Origin of the sequence: uncultured Nocardioides sp. (genome assembly GCF_947488025.1) — a bacterium.
Classification (GTDB): domain Bacteria; phylum Actinomycetota; class Actinomycetes; order Propionibacteriales; family Nocardioidaceae; genus Nocardioides.
The window spans coordinates 152,688-166,523 of the sequence record NZ_CANKYS010000001.1; the positions used below are offsets into that span (position 1 = coordinate 152,688).

The 13,836-nt window shown below is 72.6% G+C and carries 18 protein-coding genes; 6 read left to right on the forward strand and 12 right to left on the reverse strand.

All coding sequences use genetic code 11. The features are described from left to right. Positions 1–108: 108 nt before the first annotated feature. Positions 109–606, reverse strand: a complete 498-nt coding sequence (locus Q1B24_RS00660; RefSeq protein WP_299922113.1) for an acyl-CoA thioesterase — start codon at positions 604–606, stop codon at positions 109–111. Positions 607–631: 25 nt separating this feature from the next. Between Q1B24_RS00660 and Q1B24_RS00665 the strand changes: the two genes are divergently transcribed. The 3 genes from Q1B24_RS00665 to Q1B24_RS00675 all read left to right on the forward strand — a co-directional run bounded on the left by Q1B24_RS00665 (position 632) and on the right by Q1B24_RS00675 (position 3,196). Beyond that, positions 632–1,834, forward strand: a complete 1,203-nt coding sequence (locus tag Q1B24_RS00665; protein ID WP_299922115.1) for an LCP family protein — start codon at positions 632–634, stop codon at positions 1,832–1,834. Between the two features lie 193 nt (positions 1,835–2,027). Continuing rightward, positions 2,028–2,777, forward strand: a complete 750-nt coding sequence (locus Q1B24_RS00670) for a PadR family transcriptional regulator (protein ID WP_299922117.1) — start codon at positions 2,028–2,030, stop codon at positions 2,775–2,777. Continuing rightward, entirely contained in the window at positions 2,774–3,196 is a 423-nt protein-coding gene (locus Q1B24_RS00675) for a DUF1707 domain-containing protein (RefSeq protein WP_299922120.1), read from the forward strand. The genes Q1B24_RS00670 and Q1B24_RS00675 overlap by 4 nt, the downstream gene beginning before the upstream one ends. A gap of 82 nt (positions 3,197–3,278) precedes the next feature. Here the strand turns inward: Q1B24_RS00675 and Q1B24_RS00680 are convergent, their stop codons facing one another. Further along, positions 3,279–4,118 carry a universal stress protein gene (locus tag Q1B24_RS00680; protein WP_299922122.1) on the reverse strand — a complete coding sequence of 280 codons (840 nt, stop codon included), beginning with the start codon at positions 4,116–4,118 and terminating at the stop codon, positions 3,279–3,281. A gap of 107 nt (positions 4,119–4,225) precedes the next feature. Here Q1B24_RS00680 and Q1B24_RS00685 point away from each other — a divergent pair, with 107 nt between their 5' ends. Further along, a complete protein-coding gene (locus Q1B24_RS00685; RefSeq protein ID WP_299922124.1) occupies positions 4,226–4,663 on the forward strand; it encodes a pyridoxamine 5'-phosphate oxidase family protein in 438 nt (145 codons plus the stop codon). Positions 4,664–4,678: 15 nt separating this feature from the next. On the opposite strand, the gene crcB is transcribed toward Q1B24_RS00685, so the two are convergent. From crcB to trxA, 6 genes are all read right to left on the reverse strand, one after another. Next, positions 4,679–5,053, reverse strand: coding sequence for a fluoride efflux transporter CrcB (gene crcB / locus Q1B24_RS00690; protein WP_299922126.1), 375 nt, complete (start codon positions 5,051–5,053; stop codon positions 4,679–4,681). Beyond that, positions 5,050–5,412 carry a DUF190 domain-containing protein gene (locus tag Q1B24_RS00695; RefSeq protein WP_299922128.1) on the reverse strand — a complete coding sequence of 121 codons (363 nt, stop codon included), beginning with the start codon at positions 5,410–5,412 and terminating at the stop codon, positions 5,050–5,052. Before Q1B24_RS00695 ends, crcB begins: the two co-directional genes overlap by 4 nt. Further along, positions 5,412–5,987, reverse strand: a complete 576-nt coding sequence (locus tag Q1B24_RS00700) for a CrcB family protein (RefSeq protein ID WP_299922130.1) — start codon at positions 5,985–5,987, stop codon at positions 5,412–5,414. The genes Q1B24_RS00695 and Q1B24_RS00700 overlap by 1 nt, the downstream gene beginning before the upstream one ends. Positions 5,988–6,113: 126 nt before the next feature. Then, on the reverse strand, positions 6,114–7,286 hold the full coding sequence (locus Q1B24_RS00705; RefSeq protein WP_299922132.1) for an acyl-CoA dehydrogenase family protein: 1,173 nt from the start codon (positions 7,284–7,286) through the stop codon (positions 6,114–6,116). Positions 7,287–7,432: 146 nt separating this feature from the next. Then, complete coding sequence (locus Q1B24_RS00710; protein WP_299922134.1) at positions 7,433–8,356, reverse strand: DUF6801 domain-containing protein; 924 nt, start codon at positions 8,354–8,356, stop codon at positions 7,433–7,435. A gap of 121 nt (positions 8,357–8,477) precedes the next feature. Further along, positions 8,478–8,858, reverse strand: a complete 381-nt coding sequence (gene trxA, locus Q1B24_RS00715; RefSeq protein WP_299923190.1) for a thioredoxin — start codon at positions 8,856–8,858, stop codon at positions 8,478–8,480. Positions 8,859–8,930: 72 nt separating this feature from the next. Between trxA and Q1B24_RS00720 the strand changes: the two genes are divergently transcribed. Then, positions 8,931–9,386 (forward strand): CoA-binding protein, encoded by a 456-nt coding sequence (locus tag Q1B24_RS00720; protein ID WP_299922136.1) that lies wholly within the window; start codon positions 8,931–8,933, stop codon positions 9,384–9,386. Positions 9,387–9,401: 15 nt separating this feature from the next. Here Q1B24_RS00720 and Q1B24_RS00725 read toward each other — a convergent pair whose 3' ends face one another. Both Q1B24_RS00725 and lhgO read right to left on the reverse strand, forming a co-directional pair. Beyond that, positions 9,402–10,397 carry a Gfo/Idh/MocA family oxidoreductase gene (locus Q1B24_RS00725; RefSeq protein ID WP_299922138.1) on the reverse strand — a complete coding sequence of 332 codons (996 nt, stop codon included), beginning with the start codon at positions 10,395–10,397 and terminating at the stop codon, positions 9,402–9,404. Further along, positions 10,394–11,593, reverse strand: coding sequence for an L-2-hydroxyglutarate oxidase (gene lhgO / locus Q1B24_RS00730; RefSeq protein WP_299922140.1), 1,200 nt, complete (start codon positions 11,591–11,593; stop codon positions 10,394–10,396). The genes Q1B24_RS00725 and lhgO overlap by 4 nt, the downstream gene beginning before the upstream one ends. Positions 11,594–11,660: 67 nt before the next feature. Here lhgO and arfB point away from each other — a divergent pair, with 67 nt between their 5' ends. Further along, on the forward strand, positions 11,661–12,095 hold the full coding sequence (arfB, locus tag Q1B24_RS00735; RefSeq protein WP_299922143.1) for an alternative ribosome rescue aminoacyl-tRNA hydrolase ArfB: 435 nt from the start codon (positions 11,661–11,663) through the stop codon (positions 12,093–12,095). A gap of 8 nt (positions 12,096–12,103) precedes the next feature. On the opposite strand, the gene purE is transcribed toward arfB, so the two are convergent. Next, positions 12,104–12,655, reverse strand: a complete 552-nt coding sequence (gene purE / locus Q1B24_RS00740) for a 5-(carboxyamino)imidazole ribonucleotide mutase (RefSeq protein ID WP_299922145.1) — start codon at positions 12,653–12,655, stop codon at positions 12,104–12,106. Between the two features lie 9 nt (positions 12,656–12,664). Continuing rightward, positions 12,665–13,834, reverse strand: coding sequence for a 5-(carboxyamino)imidazole ribonucleotide synthase (locus Q1B24_RS00745; protein WP_299922147.1), 1,170 nt, complete (start codon positions 13,832–13,834; stop codon positions 12,665–12,667). Positions 13,835–13,836: the final 2 nt, after the last annotated feature.

The following is a 13,836-nucleotide window of genomic DNA, read 5'->3' on the forward strand; positions in this document are numbered from 1 at the left end:
GGAGGGCCTCTCTCTGCTGGGGGAAGTCAGCCCGCCCAGTATCACCAGTCACACCCGTCCCACCGGGGCGCGACGCGCCGGAGCACGCCGGTCAGCCGGGGAGCCCGCTCACCCCTCGCGACCCCGGTCGATCTCGGTCTTGCGCGCCAGCCGGTGCGCCCGGCGGATCTCCGCCTCGCGCTGTCGTCGTACGTCGCCGGGGGTCTCGGTCTCCAGCGGCGGGACGGGCCGCGGGTGCCCGTCCTCGTCGATGGCGACGAAGACGAAGTAGGCGCTGGCGACGTGCACCGGCTCGTCGCCGGCGTTGCCCCAGGGCTGGGCCTCGACGCGCACGCCGATCTCCATCGAGGAGGTGCCCGCCCAGTTGACCTGGGCGTAGGTCTTGATGATGTCGCCGACGTGGACCGGTGCGAGGAAGGTCATCTCGTCCATCGCCGCGGTGACCGCCGGCCCGCCGCTGTGCCGGTGCGCGACGGCGCCAGCCGTGGAGTCGGCGAGCTTCATGATCTCGCCGCCGTGCACGTTGCCCAGCAGGTTGGCCTCGCTCGAGTGCGCCATGATCCCGAGGCTCACCCGGCTGTACGACGTGGGGCGCGGACTGCTCACGCATCGCACGGTAGCGTCTTTGCCCATGGCTGATCGTCCGCAGGGCTCCGGGGTGCCCGAGAAGGGAACACCCGAGTACGACTGGCTCTACGGGAGCCAGTCGAAGAACCCGCCGAGCGACGCCACGCAGCGCGTCGAGGCCCAGCAGGCGGGCGGCTCCCGAGCCGACGCGACCCGGGTCATGCCGGTGGCGCGCCGCGAGTCGCGCGGGTCGGGCGGGCAGCCGCCGGGCCCCACGCGTACGCCGGCCCCGACGCCGCCGCCGCGGCCGAAGAAGAAGCGCCGGCGACTGGGCCTCGGCCTGATCCCCCTCGTGCTGGCCCTGCTGCTGGTCTACCTCCTGGGCGTCCCGCTCTACCACTGGACGACGATCGACAAGGTCGACGCCGCGCCCTCGGGCGACCGGCCCGGCGACCAGCCCGGCACCAACTACCTCATCGTCGGGTCCGACAAGGCCGACGACCTGACCGACGAGCAGCGCGAGGTGCTCGACACCCCCGAGCGCGGCGGCACCAACACCGACACGATCATCGTCCTCCACACCGGCTCCGGCGGGCGCACGATGATGTCGATCCCCCGCGACACCCTCGTCGAGGTCCCCGACGGCGGCACGCAGATGATCAACGCCGCCTTCGCGAGCGGCGGGGCGCCCCTGCTGGTCCAGCGGGTGGAGGCGCTGACCGGCATCCGCATCGACCACTACGTCGAGCTCGGCTTCGGCAGCGTCATCAACACCGTCGACGCCTTCGGCGGCGTGGAGATCTGCCCCAAGCAGGACATGAAGGACCCCCGTGCCCGGCTCGACATCGAGAAGGGCTGCCAGCAGGTCGACGGGCTCACCGCCCTCGGCTACTCGCGCTCGCGCTACGTCACCGCGCTCAGCGACCTCGACCGGGTGGCGCGGCAGCGCGAGGTGATCAGCGCCCTCGGCGACGAGGCGATGACGCCGTGGACCTTCCTCAACCCCGTGCGCTACTGGCGGATCAACGACGCCGCCTCCGGCGCCATCCGGGTCGACGAGGAGATGAACCCCGTCGACATGGGCCGCTTCGCCCTCGCGATGACCGGTGACAGCAAGACGTGCACGATGCCCAACCTGCCGGCTCCGAGCGACCCCAACCGGCTCGTCGCCGATCCCGACCGGGCCCCCGCGCTGTTCAACGCGATCATCGACGACTCCCCGGTCCCCGGGAAGGCGTGCACGCCGACGGGGCGCGCGCGCCAGTAGCCCCACTCGTTCCCCGACCGCCAGCGGTGGTCCAGCCACAGTCCGTACGCCAGGAGTGTGGGTGGACCACCGCTCGGGCGTTCCCCCACCTGCCCCTTGAACGTCCGTGAGCCGGGTCGTACGCTGGCGATATATCGCGATACGTCACCGATAGATCACGACGTACCGCTCACCCGACGATGAGGAGCGCGACATGGGACACCAATGGCCCGGGGCCGACTGGCCCGAGAGCAACGACAACAACAGCCACGACAACAACAGCCACGACGCCGGCAGCGACGCCCCCGGCGAGCGTGACTACCGCCGACCGCGCGGGACGTCCGACTGGAGCGGCTGGGGCCAGGCGTTCTCCGGCGGTGGCCGCGGCCACCGCGCCGGCGGTCCCCCGCCGTGGCTCGGCGAGATCTTCGGCTTCGCCAACGCTTCGCAGCGCCCCCAGCAGCGCGGCCCGCGGGTGCGCCGCGGCGACGTCCGCACCGCGATCATCGATGTGCTGCACCGGGCGAGGAAGGCCGACGAGCCGATCAACGGCTACCAGGTCATCCAGGAGATCGCCGAGCTGAGCAACGGCGAGTGGCGCCCCTCCCCCGGCTCGGTCTACCCGACCATCCAGCAGCTCCAGGACGAGGGCCTCGTGGAGTCCGACGACGAGCGTGGTCGCCGCACCATCCGGCTCACCGACTCGGGTGTCGCCTGGGCCGAGGACAACGGTGCCGACCTCGCCGCCGTGTGGGCGCCCTTCACCCGCACCGAGGAGACCTCCTCGGACCAGCCGTCCGGCCACGCCGACATCAAGAGCGAGATCGGGCAGGTCGTCAGCGCGGTCTGGCAGCTGGCCACGCAGGGCTCGGAGCAGCAGAAGAAGGCCGCCCTCGACGTGCTCGTCGACACCCGTCGTCGGCTCTACGGCGTCCTCGCGGACGGACGGGACGGCGAGCGATGACCGTGCCGGACCCGCGCCTGCGCATCGCCGACAGCGACCGCGAGCGGGCGATGGCCGACCTCGCGATGCACTACGCCGACGGGCGCCTCGACCACGAGGAGTACGACGAGCGGCTCGACGCCATCTGGACGGCGCGCACCCGCGCCGACCTGGCGGCCCTGTTCAGCGATCTGCCGCGCCCCCAGGCGCAGCCGGTCCGCACGCCGGCACGAGCCCCCGAGCGCCCCGGTTCACGGCGCCGGTTCCCGCTGCTGCCGGTGCTGGCCGTGCTCATCGTCCTCAGCGTGATCGCCGAGGCGCCGCTGTTCCTGCTCGTCTTCCCGCTGATGTGGTTCATGCACCGGCGTCGTGGTCCGTTCGCGCCGCCCCCGCCCGGGCGCGCCGACTACCGGCGCCACGGGCACCCGCACGGCTGGTAGACCGCGCCGCAGCCTGAGCATCCCGTCTGCGCAGATGAGCCCCTGACGCGGGGCCGGGGGGGTGCGGGCGCACCCTGCGAGGCTAGCCCGGGCGCACCACGGCGACCGGGCACTCCGCGCGCTGCAGCACGGCCTGGCTCACCGACCCGAGCAGCAGGCCTCCGAAGAAGCCGAGACCGTGCGAGCCGACGACGAGGAGGGAAGCGTTGTGGGACGCGTCGACCAGGCACCGCACCGGTGCCACCGGGACGGTCTCCTGCTCGAGGACGACGTCCGGGTGGTCGGCCACGAGTCCGGCGACGCTCTCGGCCAGCAGGACCTGGCGGTGGGCCAGTCCCTCGAGCGCCCGGGGCTCGCTGTTCCACACGTCGGTCGACGGTGCGCGGGTGCGCCAGGCGTGGAGCGCGACCACCGTCTCGCCGGTCCGCTCGGCACGTCGGCACGCATAGTCCAGCGCCGCCGAGCTGGTCGCCGAGCCGTCGACGCCGACCACGATGCGGCGGGCGGCGCCCTCCCGGGTGGGACGTACGACGACCACGGGGCAGGGCGCGTGCCGGGCCAGGTGCTGGCTCACGGAGCCGACGAGCAGGTCCTCGGTGCGACCGTGCCCACGGCTCCCGACGACCACCATCTCGGCGGACGCCGCCGCACCCAGCAGCTCGCCGGTCACGTGGCCGACGCGGGTCTCGGCAACGACGTCGAGGTCGCCCAGCGTCTCCTCGATGCCGGCCAGCGCCTCCTCGCCGCGGTGGACCGCCTCCGCGCCCCACGGCGAGGTGACGACGTCGTCCACGGCGACGACGTGGAGGCCACGACCGGTGCCGCGCGCCTCCTCCGACGCCCAGCGCAGGGCGAGCTCGGCCTCCGGGGAGCCGTCGTAGGCGACCAGGATCCGTCGGGTGGGCGTGTGCGTGGTGTCCATGCTCCCAGCGTGTGCCGTGCGCGCGTGGCGCGACAGGTGAGGACGGCCCATCCCGGTGGGGTCCAAGGACCCTGCCGACGCCGCGCGAGTCGCCGTACCGTCAGTGCATGGACGAGCCGATCACCCGCCTGGGCACCGAGGAGTGCTGGGACTTCCTGCGCCACCACGAGTTCGGCAGGCTGGCCCACCACCTCGCCGACGAGGTGCACATCGCACCCGTCAACTACGCCGTGGACCACGACCCGGCGACCGGTCGCCGGTCGCTGCTGTTCCGGACCGCCGAGGGGTCGAAGCTGCTCGGGGTCGTGATGAACCCCGACGTCGCCTTCGAGGTCGACGAGATCGTCGGCGAGCACGCCACCAGCATCGTGCTGCGCGGCCGAGCCCGCCGCCTCGAGGAGGACGAGGAGCACCGCGCCGACAACCTCCCACTCCGTCCGTGGGTCTCCACGTCGAAGTACAACGTCGTCGAGGTCGACGTCACCGAGATCAGCGGGCGCCACTTCGAGCTGTCGCGTCCCTGGCGACACATGACGCCCGACTGACTGCCTCGCCCGGCGTCAGCCCAGCACCGCGACGGCTGCGGCGTACGCCCCGGCGCACACGCCGAGCCCGACCGCGAGACTCGCGACGGAGTTGACCAACGCGATCGACCACGACCCCTCCTCGATGAGCCGGATCGTCTCGAAGCCGAAGGTCGAGAAGGTCGTGAACGCACCGCAGAGTCCCGTGCCGACCAGCGCCAGGACCCACGACGGGGGCGACAGCGCCACCACGCTGCCGGCGGCGACGCCCAGCACGAGCGACCCGAGGACGTTGACCGTGAACGTGCCCCACGGGAACACGCTGTCGTGGCGGGCCTGCACGAGGAGGTCGGTCAGGTAGCGCAGCGGAGCGCCCACCGCTCCCCCGACGAGGACCATCAGGACCGTCACGGACGACCGCCCGGATCCCGGCGCTCGTCGCGACCGGCGTAGCGGACGACCTCCACCGGCTCGATCATCACGAGTCCCTCGATGGCCAGGTCCTCGAGGCCGGGGAGGAAGGCCCGTACCTTGTCCTCGGCGTCGACCACGACGACGAGCACGGGAAGGTCCTCGCTCAGCGACAGCAAGCGGGTGGTGTGGACGTGGTGGGACCTGCCGAAGCCCTCGATGCCCCGGAAGACGCTGGCACCGGCGAGCCCGGCGCGATGGGCGCGGTGCACGACCTCGGTGTAGACGGGACGACCGTGGAACTGGTCGGACTCGCCGACCATGATCGTGAGCCGGACGGCAGGGGCGTCGATCTCCATCACTGGTCCTCCTGGTCGGTCGACAGGGTGTCGGCATGCTCGGCGGTGGCAGAGCGACGACGTCGTCGCACGCCCGCCACCGTCGCGCGGGCAGAGACGATGCCGGTCCAGACGGCGGCGAGCCCGACGAGCAGGGTGGCGGCGAGATAGGTGAAGGCAGTGCCCTCGTGACCGGCGGCGAGCAGGTCGCGCGCGTCGAGCATGTAGGTCGAGAACGTGGTGTAGCCCCCGAGGACACCCACGCCGAGGAACGGGCGGAGGTAGCGGCGCGGGGGCCAGACGTCGAGGACGAACACCATCAGCGCACCCAGGGCGAACGCACCCGTGCAGTTCTCGACGAAGGTCGACCACGGGAACCCGTTCGGGCCGGCCGGGAGCGCCTCCCCCACGGCCCACCGCCCCAGGCTGCCCAACGCGCCGCCGGCAGCGATCACCACCAGCACGTCGGCGTGGGAGCGGACCAGACCGGGCCCACCCCCGGTCCGGGAGGGCGGGGCGACGTCCTCCGGGCCGACGTCGGGGTCGACCGGAAGACCGGCGATCGTGGAGTCTTCGACGGACTCGTGCTCGGGCATGGATCTCCTACCTCGTCAGGTAGGGACTGTTGGTGGCGGTCGCCACGGTTGTCGGCGAGCCCCACCGCCTTCGTGTCGGCACCATGCTACCCAGTCGGGTCCGTGGCGGTCCCGCAGGACCGCGGGTCAGAGCTCCGACTGCACCCCGGCGAGCAGCTGACGGGCCATCACGATCCGCTGGACCTGGTTGGTGCCCTCGTAGATCTGGGTGATCTTGGCGTCGCGCATCATCCGCTCGACCGGGTAGTCGCGGGTGAAGCCGTAGCCGCCGAGGACCTGGACGGCGTTGACCGTGACCTCCATCGCGACGTCGGAGGCGAAGCACTTCGCCGCCGCGCCGAAGAAGGTGAGGTCGTCGTCGCCGCGCTCGGAGCGGCCGGCGGCGGCGTACGTCATCTGGCGGGCCGCCTCGACCTTCATGCCCATGTCGGCGAGCATGAACTGCATGCCCTGGAAGTCGGCGATCGACTTCCCGAACTGCTGGCGCTCCTTCGCGTAGTCGAGCGCGTAGTCGAGCGCCCCCTGCGCGACGCCCACCGCCTGCGCGGCAATCGTCACGCGGGTGTGGTCGAGGGTCTTCATCGCGGTCGTGAAGCCGGTCCCCTCCTCCCCGATCATCCGCGAGGCCGGGATGCGCACCTTGTCGAGGTAGACCTCGCGCGTCGGGCTGCCCTTGATGCCCAGCTTCTTCTCCGGGGCACCGAAGGAGACGCCCGCATCGGACTTCTCCACGACGAAGGCGGAGATGCCGCCACGGGTCTTCTTCTCGGGGTCGGTGACGGCCATGACGGTGTAGAACTCCGACTCGCCGGCGTTGGTGATCCAGCGCTTCACGCCGTCGAGCACCCACTCGTCGCCGTCGCGGACCGCGCGGGTCTTCATCCCGCCCGCGTCCGAGCCGGCGTCAGGCTCGGACAGGCAGTAGGAGAACCCGCCCTCACCCCGGGCCAGCGCCCCGAGGTACTTCTGCTTGAGCTCCTCCGAGCCGGCGATCTGCACCGGGAGCGAGCCGAGCTTGTTGACCGCCGGGATCAGCGACGACGACACGCACGCACGCGCGACCTCCTCGATGACCAGCACGGTGGCCAGCGCGTCCGCGCCGGCACCGCCGTACGCCTCCGGCACGTGCGGGGCGTGGAAGTCCGAGGCCAGCAGCGCCTCAGCAGCCTCGTGGGGATAGCGGGCCTCCTCGTCGACGGCTGCGGCGTGGGGCGCGATCTTGGCGTCGGCGACCGCACGGACTGCCTCGCGGATGGCCTGGTGCTCCTCGGAGAGGGCGTAGAGGGGGAACTCGCTCATGGGTCCTGATCCTAGGACGTCCATGCTTTCCGCAGGAGGTGTCTCGGGTGTGGCGATGGCCACCTCGCGCGCGGACGGCCCGCCGAACGCCGAACGCCCGGCCGGTGCCGAAGCACCGACCGGGCGTGGACGTCGTGCGGACCGGGTCAGCGGACCTTGATCACGACCTTCTTGTCCTTGGACTTCTCGGTGTAGTCGTCCCCGAGGTACGTGACCTTGACCTTGGTCTTGCCCGCGGGCAGCGCCTTCTTGAGGGTGACCTTGACCTTGCCCTTGGCGTTGAGGGTGCCCTTGCCGAGGACCTTCTTGCCCTTCATCACCTTGACCTTGCCGGTGGGGACCTCGTTGCTGGCCTCCACGACGACCTTGAGCTTGGTCTTCTGGCCGAGCGGCGTGACCTTCTTGGCCGGCGTCGCCTTGGTGGTCGACTCGTTCGCAGCCAGGATGATCGTGCCCAGGCTCGAAGGCGCCCCGGCCTTGATGGCGCACGGCACGTCGGCCAGCATCGTCACGTCGCCCTGCTTGGTGGCGGTGAACTTGAAGGCCGACGGGACGGCGATGTTGTAGGTGCCGGCGCCCGGCAGGTTGACCGGCACCGTGGACGCCGGCGTCACGCCCGGGGTGGCGAGCGGGTTGGGCGTGTTGAGCGTCAGCGGCGTGTTGGCGGTCGTCGGCACCGCGGTCTGCGGGAAGCGGGCGTTCTGCAACGGCAGGTCAGCGGCGTCCGACGAGGACAGCTCGTCCAACGTCGCGACCATGTCGTTGGAGAAGCCCCCGATCGTGGTTGCCTGGAACAGGCCCTTCGCGGCGTCGACCACGTCACCCGGAAGCGTCACGCTCAGCAGCACCGGGATGGCCGGGGCGTCGAGGCCGGCGTTGGCCGCAGCGGGAAGGGTGGCGGTGATGGACACCGGGATGTCTCTCGCGCCGAGGCTCGGGAAGGTGCAGGTGTAGGTGGTCGCCGCGGTGGCGGCGGTGGCGGCGGGCGCCGCGATGGTGACCAGCGCGCCGGCGCTCAGCGCGCTGGCGACCGCGACGGCGCCGAGGCGCCGGGCTGCAGTGTGGAGCATGTGGGACTTCCCCTCGTGATGGTGGTGTGACGGCGCTCATCCCACCACATCACCACCGCGGGGGAGGCCAGACACGACGGGCTCCTACCAACCGGTAATCGAGGGCCTCCCGGCGAATGCGTCAGGCGCCGGGGCGCTCCGCCAGCTCGGCGGCCTCGGCCTCGCGCATCGCGGCCTGAACGTCGAGGCCACGGAGCGCAGTGACGAGCTCCCCGAACGCTGCGGCCGGGAGGGCGCCGGGCTGGGAGAAGACCAGCACGCCGTCCTTGAAGGCCATCAGCGTGGGGATCGAGGTGATCTGGGCCGCGGCGGCGAGCGCCTGCTCGGCCTCGGTGTCGACCTTGCCGAAGACGATGTCGGGGTGCTGCTCCGAGGCAGCCTCGAAGACGGGGGCGAACTGGCGGCACGGGCCGCACCAGGAGGCCCAGAAGTCGACGATGACCATCTCGTTGTCGGCGATGGTGGACTGGAAGTCGGTGGCAGTGAGCGCGGTAGTAGTCATGACCGGTTCAACCGTCATACCCCCAGGGGTATTCCCCGACCGGCCGCTGGGGCCGCTGTCTACGGTGGACGCATGACCACCTCGCAGGCCGGATCCGTGAGCAGCGACTGGCAGGACCCCACGACGATCGACCGGATGCTCGACGACGCGCAGACCTGGGCCGTCGTCGGACTGTCGGGCGACCCCGGCCGTACGGCGTACTCCATCGCCGCGCTGCTCCAGGAGCGCGGCAAGCGCATCATCCCGGTGCACCCGGTCTTCGCCGACCCGGGCGCCCCCGCGGTGCTGGGTGAGCAGGGCTACGCCACGCTCGCCGACGTGCCCGGACCGATCGACGTCGTCGACGTCTTCCGCCGCTCGGACGCCGCCGGCGAGTTCGCCGACCAGGCCGTCGCGGTCGGCGCGGGCGGCGTGTGGTTCCAGCTCGGGGTCATCGACCAGGACGCCTTCGACCGGACGACCGCCGCCGGCGTGCCGATGGTGATGGACACCTGCCCCGCGATCGAGTGGCGCAGGCGCGGTCGCTGACCCCGGCGGACCCGGCTACAGCTCGACGGGCGCCTCGGCCATCGTGATGCCGAGCTGGCCGAGGGCCTCCTCGAGCACCCACATCACGTCGAGGGTGTCCTGCAGCGGCATCAGCGGGCTCTCGGTGAGCCCGGCGGACAGGCAGCGCTGCACCTCCTCGGCCTGGTGGACGTAGCCGCGCCCGGTGGGCAGCCGCTCGACCTCCTCGACCTCCGCGCCGTTGCGACGTACGACGAGCGCGCTCGGGTGGTAGAACGGCGGGACCAGCTCGATGGAGCCCTTCGTCCCCACGACGATCGCCCGGCCCGGCGTCTGGCTGGCCAGCGTGCAGGTCAGCGCCGCGGCCCGCCCGTCGTCGTACGACAGCTGGATGGCGGCCGACCGGTCGGCGCCGTTGGAGTAGGTGGTGCCGGTGGTGGTCACGCGGTCGGGGCGGCCGAGGAGGTGCTGGGCCAGCGACACCGGGTAGACGCCGAGGTCGAGGATCGAGCCGCCGCCGAGCGCGAGGTCGAAGAGCCGGCTGGCCGGGTCGAAGTCGCGCTGCGCCCCGAAGTCGGCCTGCACCAGCAGCACCTCACCGATCTCACCGGCGGCGACGAGGTCACGCACGTGGGCGACGGCCGGCTGGAAGCGGGTCCACATCGCCTCCATGCAGAACACCTCGGCGGCGCGGGCCGCGGCGACCACCTCCTCGGCCCCGGCCAGCGTGGCGGTGAACGCCTTCTCGACCAGCAGCGGCGTGCGCGCCTCGATCGCGGCGAGGGCCAGGTCGTGGTGCTGCGGGTGCGGGGTCGCGAGGTAGAGCACGTCGACGTCACCGCGCCGGCCCGCCTCGACGAGGTCGCGGTAGGTGCCCGACCCGGGCGCTCCGAAGCGCTCGGCGAAGGCGGCGGCCGAGGACGGCGCGCGGCTGCCGACGAAGGCGATCTCGGCGTCGTCGGTGAGGGCGATGTCGGAGGCGAAGGCGGCGGCCATGCCGCCCGTCGCGGCGATTCCCCAGCGTGTCGTCATGGGAGGACCCTAGACACCACGTGGGCAGCGATCGCCAGGCTGGAGGTCGCTCCCGGCGAGGGCGCGTTGCGTACGCAGGTGACGCCATCGGCGCGGGTGATGCGGAAGTCGTCGACCAGGCTGCCGTCGCGGTCGACCGCCTGCGCACGTACGCCGCTGCCGGCGCGGGTCACGTCGGCGACGCCGATGTCGGGGACGTAGCGCGAGGCCGACCGCATGAAGGCCCGCTTGGACGCCGAGCCGATCACCTCGTCGACCCCGGTGCGCCAGTGCTCGCGCGCCAGGCGCCAGAAGCCGGGCCACGCCAGCACGTCGCGCAGGTCGGTGGCCGAGACGTCCCGGCGCCGGTAGCCCTCGCGCCGCGTCGCCAGCACCGCGTTGGGCCCGACCTCCAGGGACCCGTCGACCCGCCTCGTGAAGTGGACGCCGAGGAAGGGGTAGCGCGGGTCGGGCACGGGGTAGACCATGCCGCGCACGAGGTCCTGCTTGGCGGCGGCGACGCCGAGGTACTCCCCGCGGAAGGGCAGGATCGCCGGGCTGCGCTCGCCGTCGACGAGTGCGGAGACGCGGTCGGCCTGCAGGCCCGCCGCGACCACCACGTGGTCGAAGCGCAGCGGCGCCGGGTCCCCCTCCACCCGCACCAGCACCCCGTCACCCTGCCGACGTATCCCGACGACCCGGGCCCTCAGGCGCACGCCGCCGCCCGCTGCGAAGACCTCGTCGGCGAGCGCCGCGGTGATCGCCGGGTAGTCGGTGATCGCGGTCTCCGGGGAGTGGAGCGCGGCCAGGCCGCGCGCGTGGGGCTCGACGTCGGTGATCTCCCCGGCCGCCAGCCTGCGCAGCCCCGGTACGCCGTTGGCGCGAGCCGTCTGCTCGAGGGCGTCGAAGCGCCCCATCTCGTCGGGGTCCACCGCGACGACGAGCTTGCCGCAGGCGTCGTACGCGATCGCGTGCTCCGCGCAGAAGTCACGGAGCAGGTCGCGCCCCCGGGCGCAGAGCTCGGCCTTGAGGCTGCCCGGCTTGTAGTAGATGCCGGCGTGCACGACGCCGGAGTTGTGGCCGGTCTGGTGCGCGGCGAGCCGGTCCTCCTTCTCCAGCACCACGACCTCGGTGCCGGGACGCCGGCGGACGACCTCGCGCGCGATCGCCACGCCGAGGATGCCTCCACCCACGACACCGACCCTCTGCTCCCCCACGGGCCAGACGCTGGTGCCTCGACCGGTCGCCGTCAAGCACCTTCCGCCTTCATCCCACAATGGGGGGATGCGCGACCTCCACGTCCCTCCCGGTCCGGGCCTGCCCGAGGGCCTGGTCGTGCCTGCAGCCGAGCTGGTCGAACGCTTCTCGAAGTCGCCCGGTCCCGGCGGCCAGTCGGTCAACACGACCGACTCCCGGGTGGAGCTCGAGCTCGACGTCGCGTCCTCGACGGTCCTCACCGACGCCCAGCGGGCCCGGGCCCTGCGGCGGTGGCCGTCCGGGCGGGTCACCGTCGCGGCGTCCGAGCACCGCTCGCAGCACCGCAACCGGGTCGCGGCGCGCGAGCGCCTCGCCGACCTGCTTCGCCGGGCGCTGGCCCCGCCGCCGCCGGCCCGCCGGGCCACGCGACCGAGCCGCGGCGCGAAGGAGCGGCGCCTCAAGGCGAAGAAGGAGCGGGGCTCGACCAAGGCCCTCCGCGGGCGGGTGCGCGACCGGGACTGACCCCCGCCTCAGAAGCCGACGCGGCGGGTGCTGCCGGCCGCCGCCTGGCGGACGACCTCGCCCTTCGCGTGGGCGGTCTCGGCGAGCTCCGCCTGGTAGTCGACGAGGCGCTGCTGGAGCTCGGCGTCGCTGGTCGCGAGGATGCGGGCGGCGAGGATGCCGGCGTTCTTGGCGTTGCCGATCGCGACGGTGGCGACCGGGATGCCGCCGGGCATCTGCACGATCGAGAGCAGCGAGTCCATGCCGTCGAGGTACTTGAGCGGCACCGGCACCCCGATGACCGGGAGCGGGGTGACCGAGGCGAGCATCCCCGGCAGGTGGGCCGCTCCCCCGGCGCCGGCGATGACCACCGACAGCCCGCGGGTGTGGGCCTGCCGGCCCCACTCGATCATCTCGGTGGGCATCCGGTGGGCCGAGACGACGTCGGCCTCCCACGCCACGCCGAGCTCGGTGAGGATCTCGCCGGCGGCCTGCATGACCGGCCAGTCGGAGTCCGAGCCCATCACGATGCCGACCCTGACCTGCTGCGTCTCGCCCATGCTGCTGCCTTCCTTCCCCATCCGATGTCGCTAGTCGCTCTCGTTGCCCAGGTCGCCGCGGAACCACGCGGCGGCGTGCCGCGCGCGCTCGAGGCAGTCGTCGAGGTCGTCGCCGTAGGCGTTGACGTGCCCGACCTTGCGGCCCGGACGCAGGTCCTTGCCGTAGAAGTGCACCCGCAGGTGCGGGTCGCGGGCCATGGCGTGCGGCAGGCCGTCGTAGAGGTGGCCGCTGTCGGTGGGCCCGCCGAGGATGTTGACCATCACGGTCCAGCGCTCACGTGGGGCCGGCGAACCCAGCGGGAGGTCCATGACGGCGCGGAGGTGATTCTCGAACTGGGACGTCACGGCGCCGTCTTGGGTCCAGTGGCCGGTGTTGTGCGGACGCATCGCCAGCTCGTTGACCAGGATCCGGCCGTCGGTCGTCTCGAAGAGCTCGACGGCGAGGATGCCCGTGACGTCGAGCGCACCGGCGACCCGCAGGGCGATCTCCTGCGCCTGACCGGCGAGAGCGGGCGCGAGGTCAGGTGCGGGGGCGATGACCTCGTGGCAGATGCCGTCGAGCTGGGTGGAGGTGACGACGGGGTACGCCGCGGCCTGGCCGTTGGGGGCGCGGGCGACGAGGGCGGAGAGCTCGCGCCGGAAGTCGACCAGCTCCTCGGCCAGCACCTCGACACCGGCGGCCGCAGCGGTGTCGAAGGCGACCTGCGCCTCGGCCGGCGCCCGCACGACCCACACGCCCTTGCCGTCGTAGCCACCGCGGGTGGTCTTCAGCACGCACGGCAGGCCGAAGGCCTCCACGTCGGCGAGGGAGGTGACGACGGCGTTGCGCGGGCACGGGACGTCGAGCTCGGCGAGGCGGCGACGCATCACCGCCTTGTCCTGGGCGTGCACGAGCGCCTCCGGGCCGGGGCGCACGGCGAGACCGTCGCCAGCCAGCGCGTGCAGGTGGGCCGTCGGGACGTGCTCGTGGTCGAAGGTGACCACGGCGGCGCCGTCGGTGACCTTCCGCAGCGTGGGCAGGTCGGTGTAGTCACCGACCAGGTGGTCGGGGATGACCTGGGCGGCCGAGACTCCCTCGGCCTCGGCGAGCAGGCGCAGCGGGAGGCCGAGCGCGATGGCGGGCTGGGCCATCATCCGGGCGAGCTGGCCGCCCCCGATGACGGCGAGCGTGGGAGCGCGGTGCGAGCCGGTCGAGGACACGA

Coding starts and splice junctions, on each gene's coding strand:
- Q1B24_RS00665 (WP_299922115.1), top strand. CDS start 632: ATGGCTGATCGTCCGCAGGGCTCCGGGGTGCCCGAGAAGGGAACACCC.
- Q1B24_RS00670 (WP_299922117.1), top strand. CDS start 2,028: ATGGGACACCAATGGCCCGGGGCCGACTGGCCCGAGAGCAACGACAAC.
- Q1B24_RS00675 (WP_299922120.1), top strand. CDS start 2,774: ATGACCGTGCCGGACCCGCGCCTGCGCATCGCCGACAGCGACCGCGAG.
- Q1B24_RS00680 (WP_299922122.1), bottom strand. CDS start 4,118: ATGGACACCACGCACACGCCCACCCGACGGATCCTGGTCGCCTACGAC.
- Q1B24_RS00685 (WP_299922124.1), top strand. CDS start 4,226: ATGGACGAGCCGATCACCCGCCTGGGCACCGAGGAGTGCTGGGACTTC.
- Q1B24_RS00695 (WP_299922128.1), bottom strand. CDS start 5,412: ATGGAGATCGACGCCCCTGCCGTCCGGCTCACGATCATGGTCGGCGAG.
- Q1B24_RS00700 (WP_299922130.1), bottom strand. CDS start 5,987: ATGCCCGAGCACGAGTCCGTCGAAGACTCCACGATCGCCGGTCTTCCG.
- Q1B24_RS00705 (WP_299922132.1), bottom strand. CDS start 7,286: ATGAGCGAGTTCCCCCTCTACGCCCTCTCCGAGGAGCACCAGGCCATC.
- Q1B24_RS00710 (WP_299922134.1), bottom strand. CDS start 8,356: ATGCTCCACACTGCAGCCCGGCGCCTCGGCGCCGTCGCGGTCGCCAGC.
- trxA (WP_299923190.1), bottom strand. CDS start 8,858: ATGACTACTACCGCGCTCACTGCCACCGACTTCCAGTCCACCATCGCC.
- Q1B24_RS00720 (WP_299922136.1), top strand. CDS start 8,931: ATGACCACCTCGCAGGCCGGATCCGTGAGCAGCGACTGGCAGGACCCC.
- Q1B24_RS00725 (WP_299922138.1), bottom strand. CDS start 10,397: ATGACGACACGCTGGGGAATCGCCGCGACGGGCGGCATGGCCGCCGCC.
- arfB (WP_299922143.1), top strand. CDS start 11,661: ATGCGCGACCTCCACGTCCCTCCCGGTCCGGGCCTGCCCGAGGGCCTG.
- purE (WP_299922145.1), bottom strand. CDS start 12,655: ATGGGGAAGGAAGGCAGCAGCATGGGCGAGACGCAGCAGGTCAGGGTC.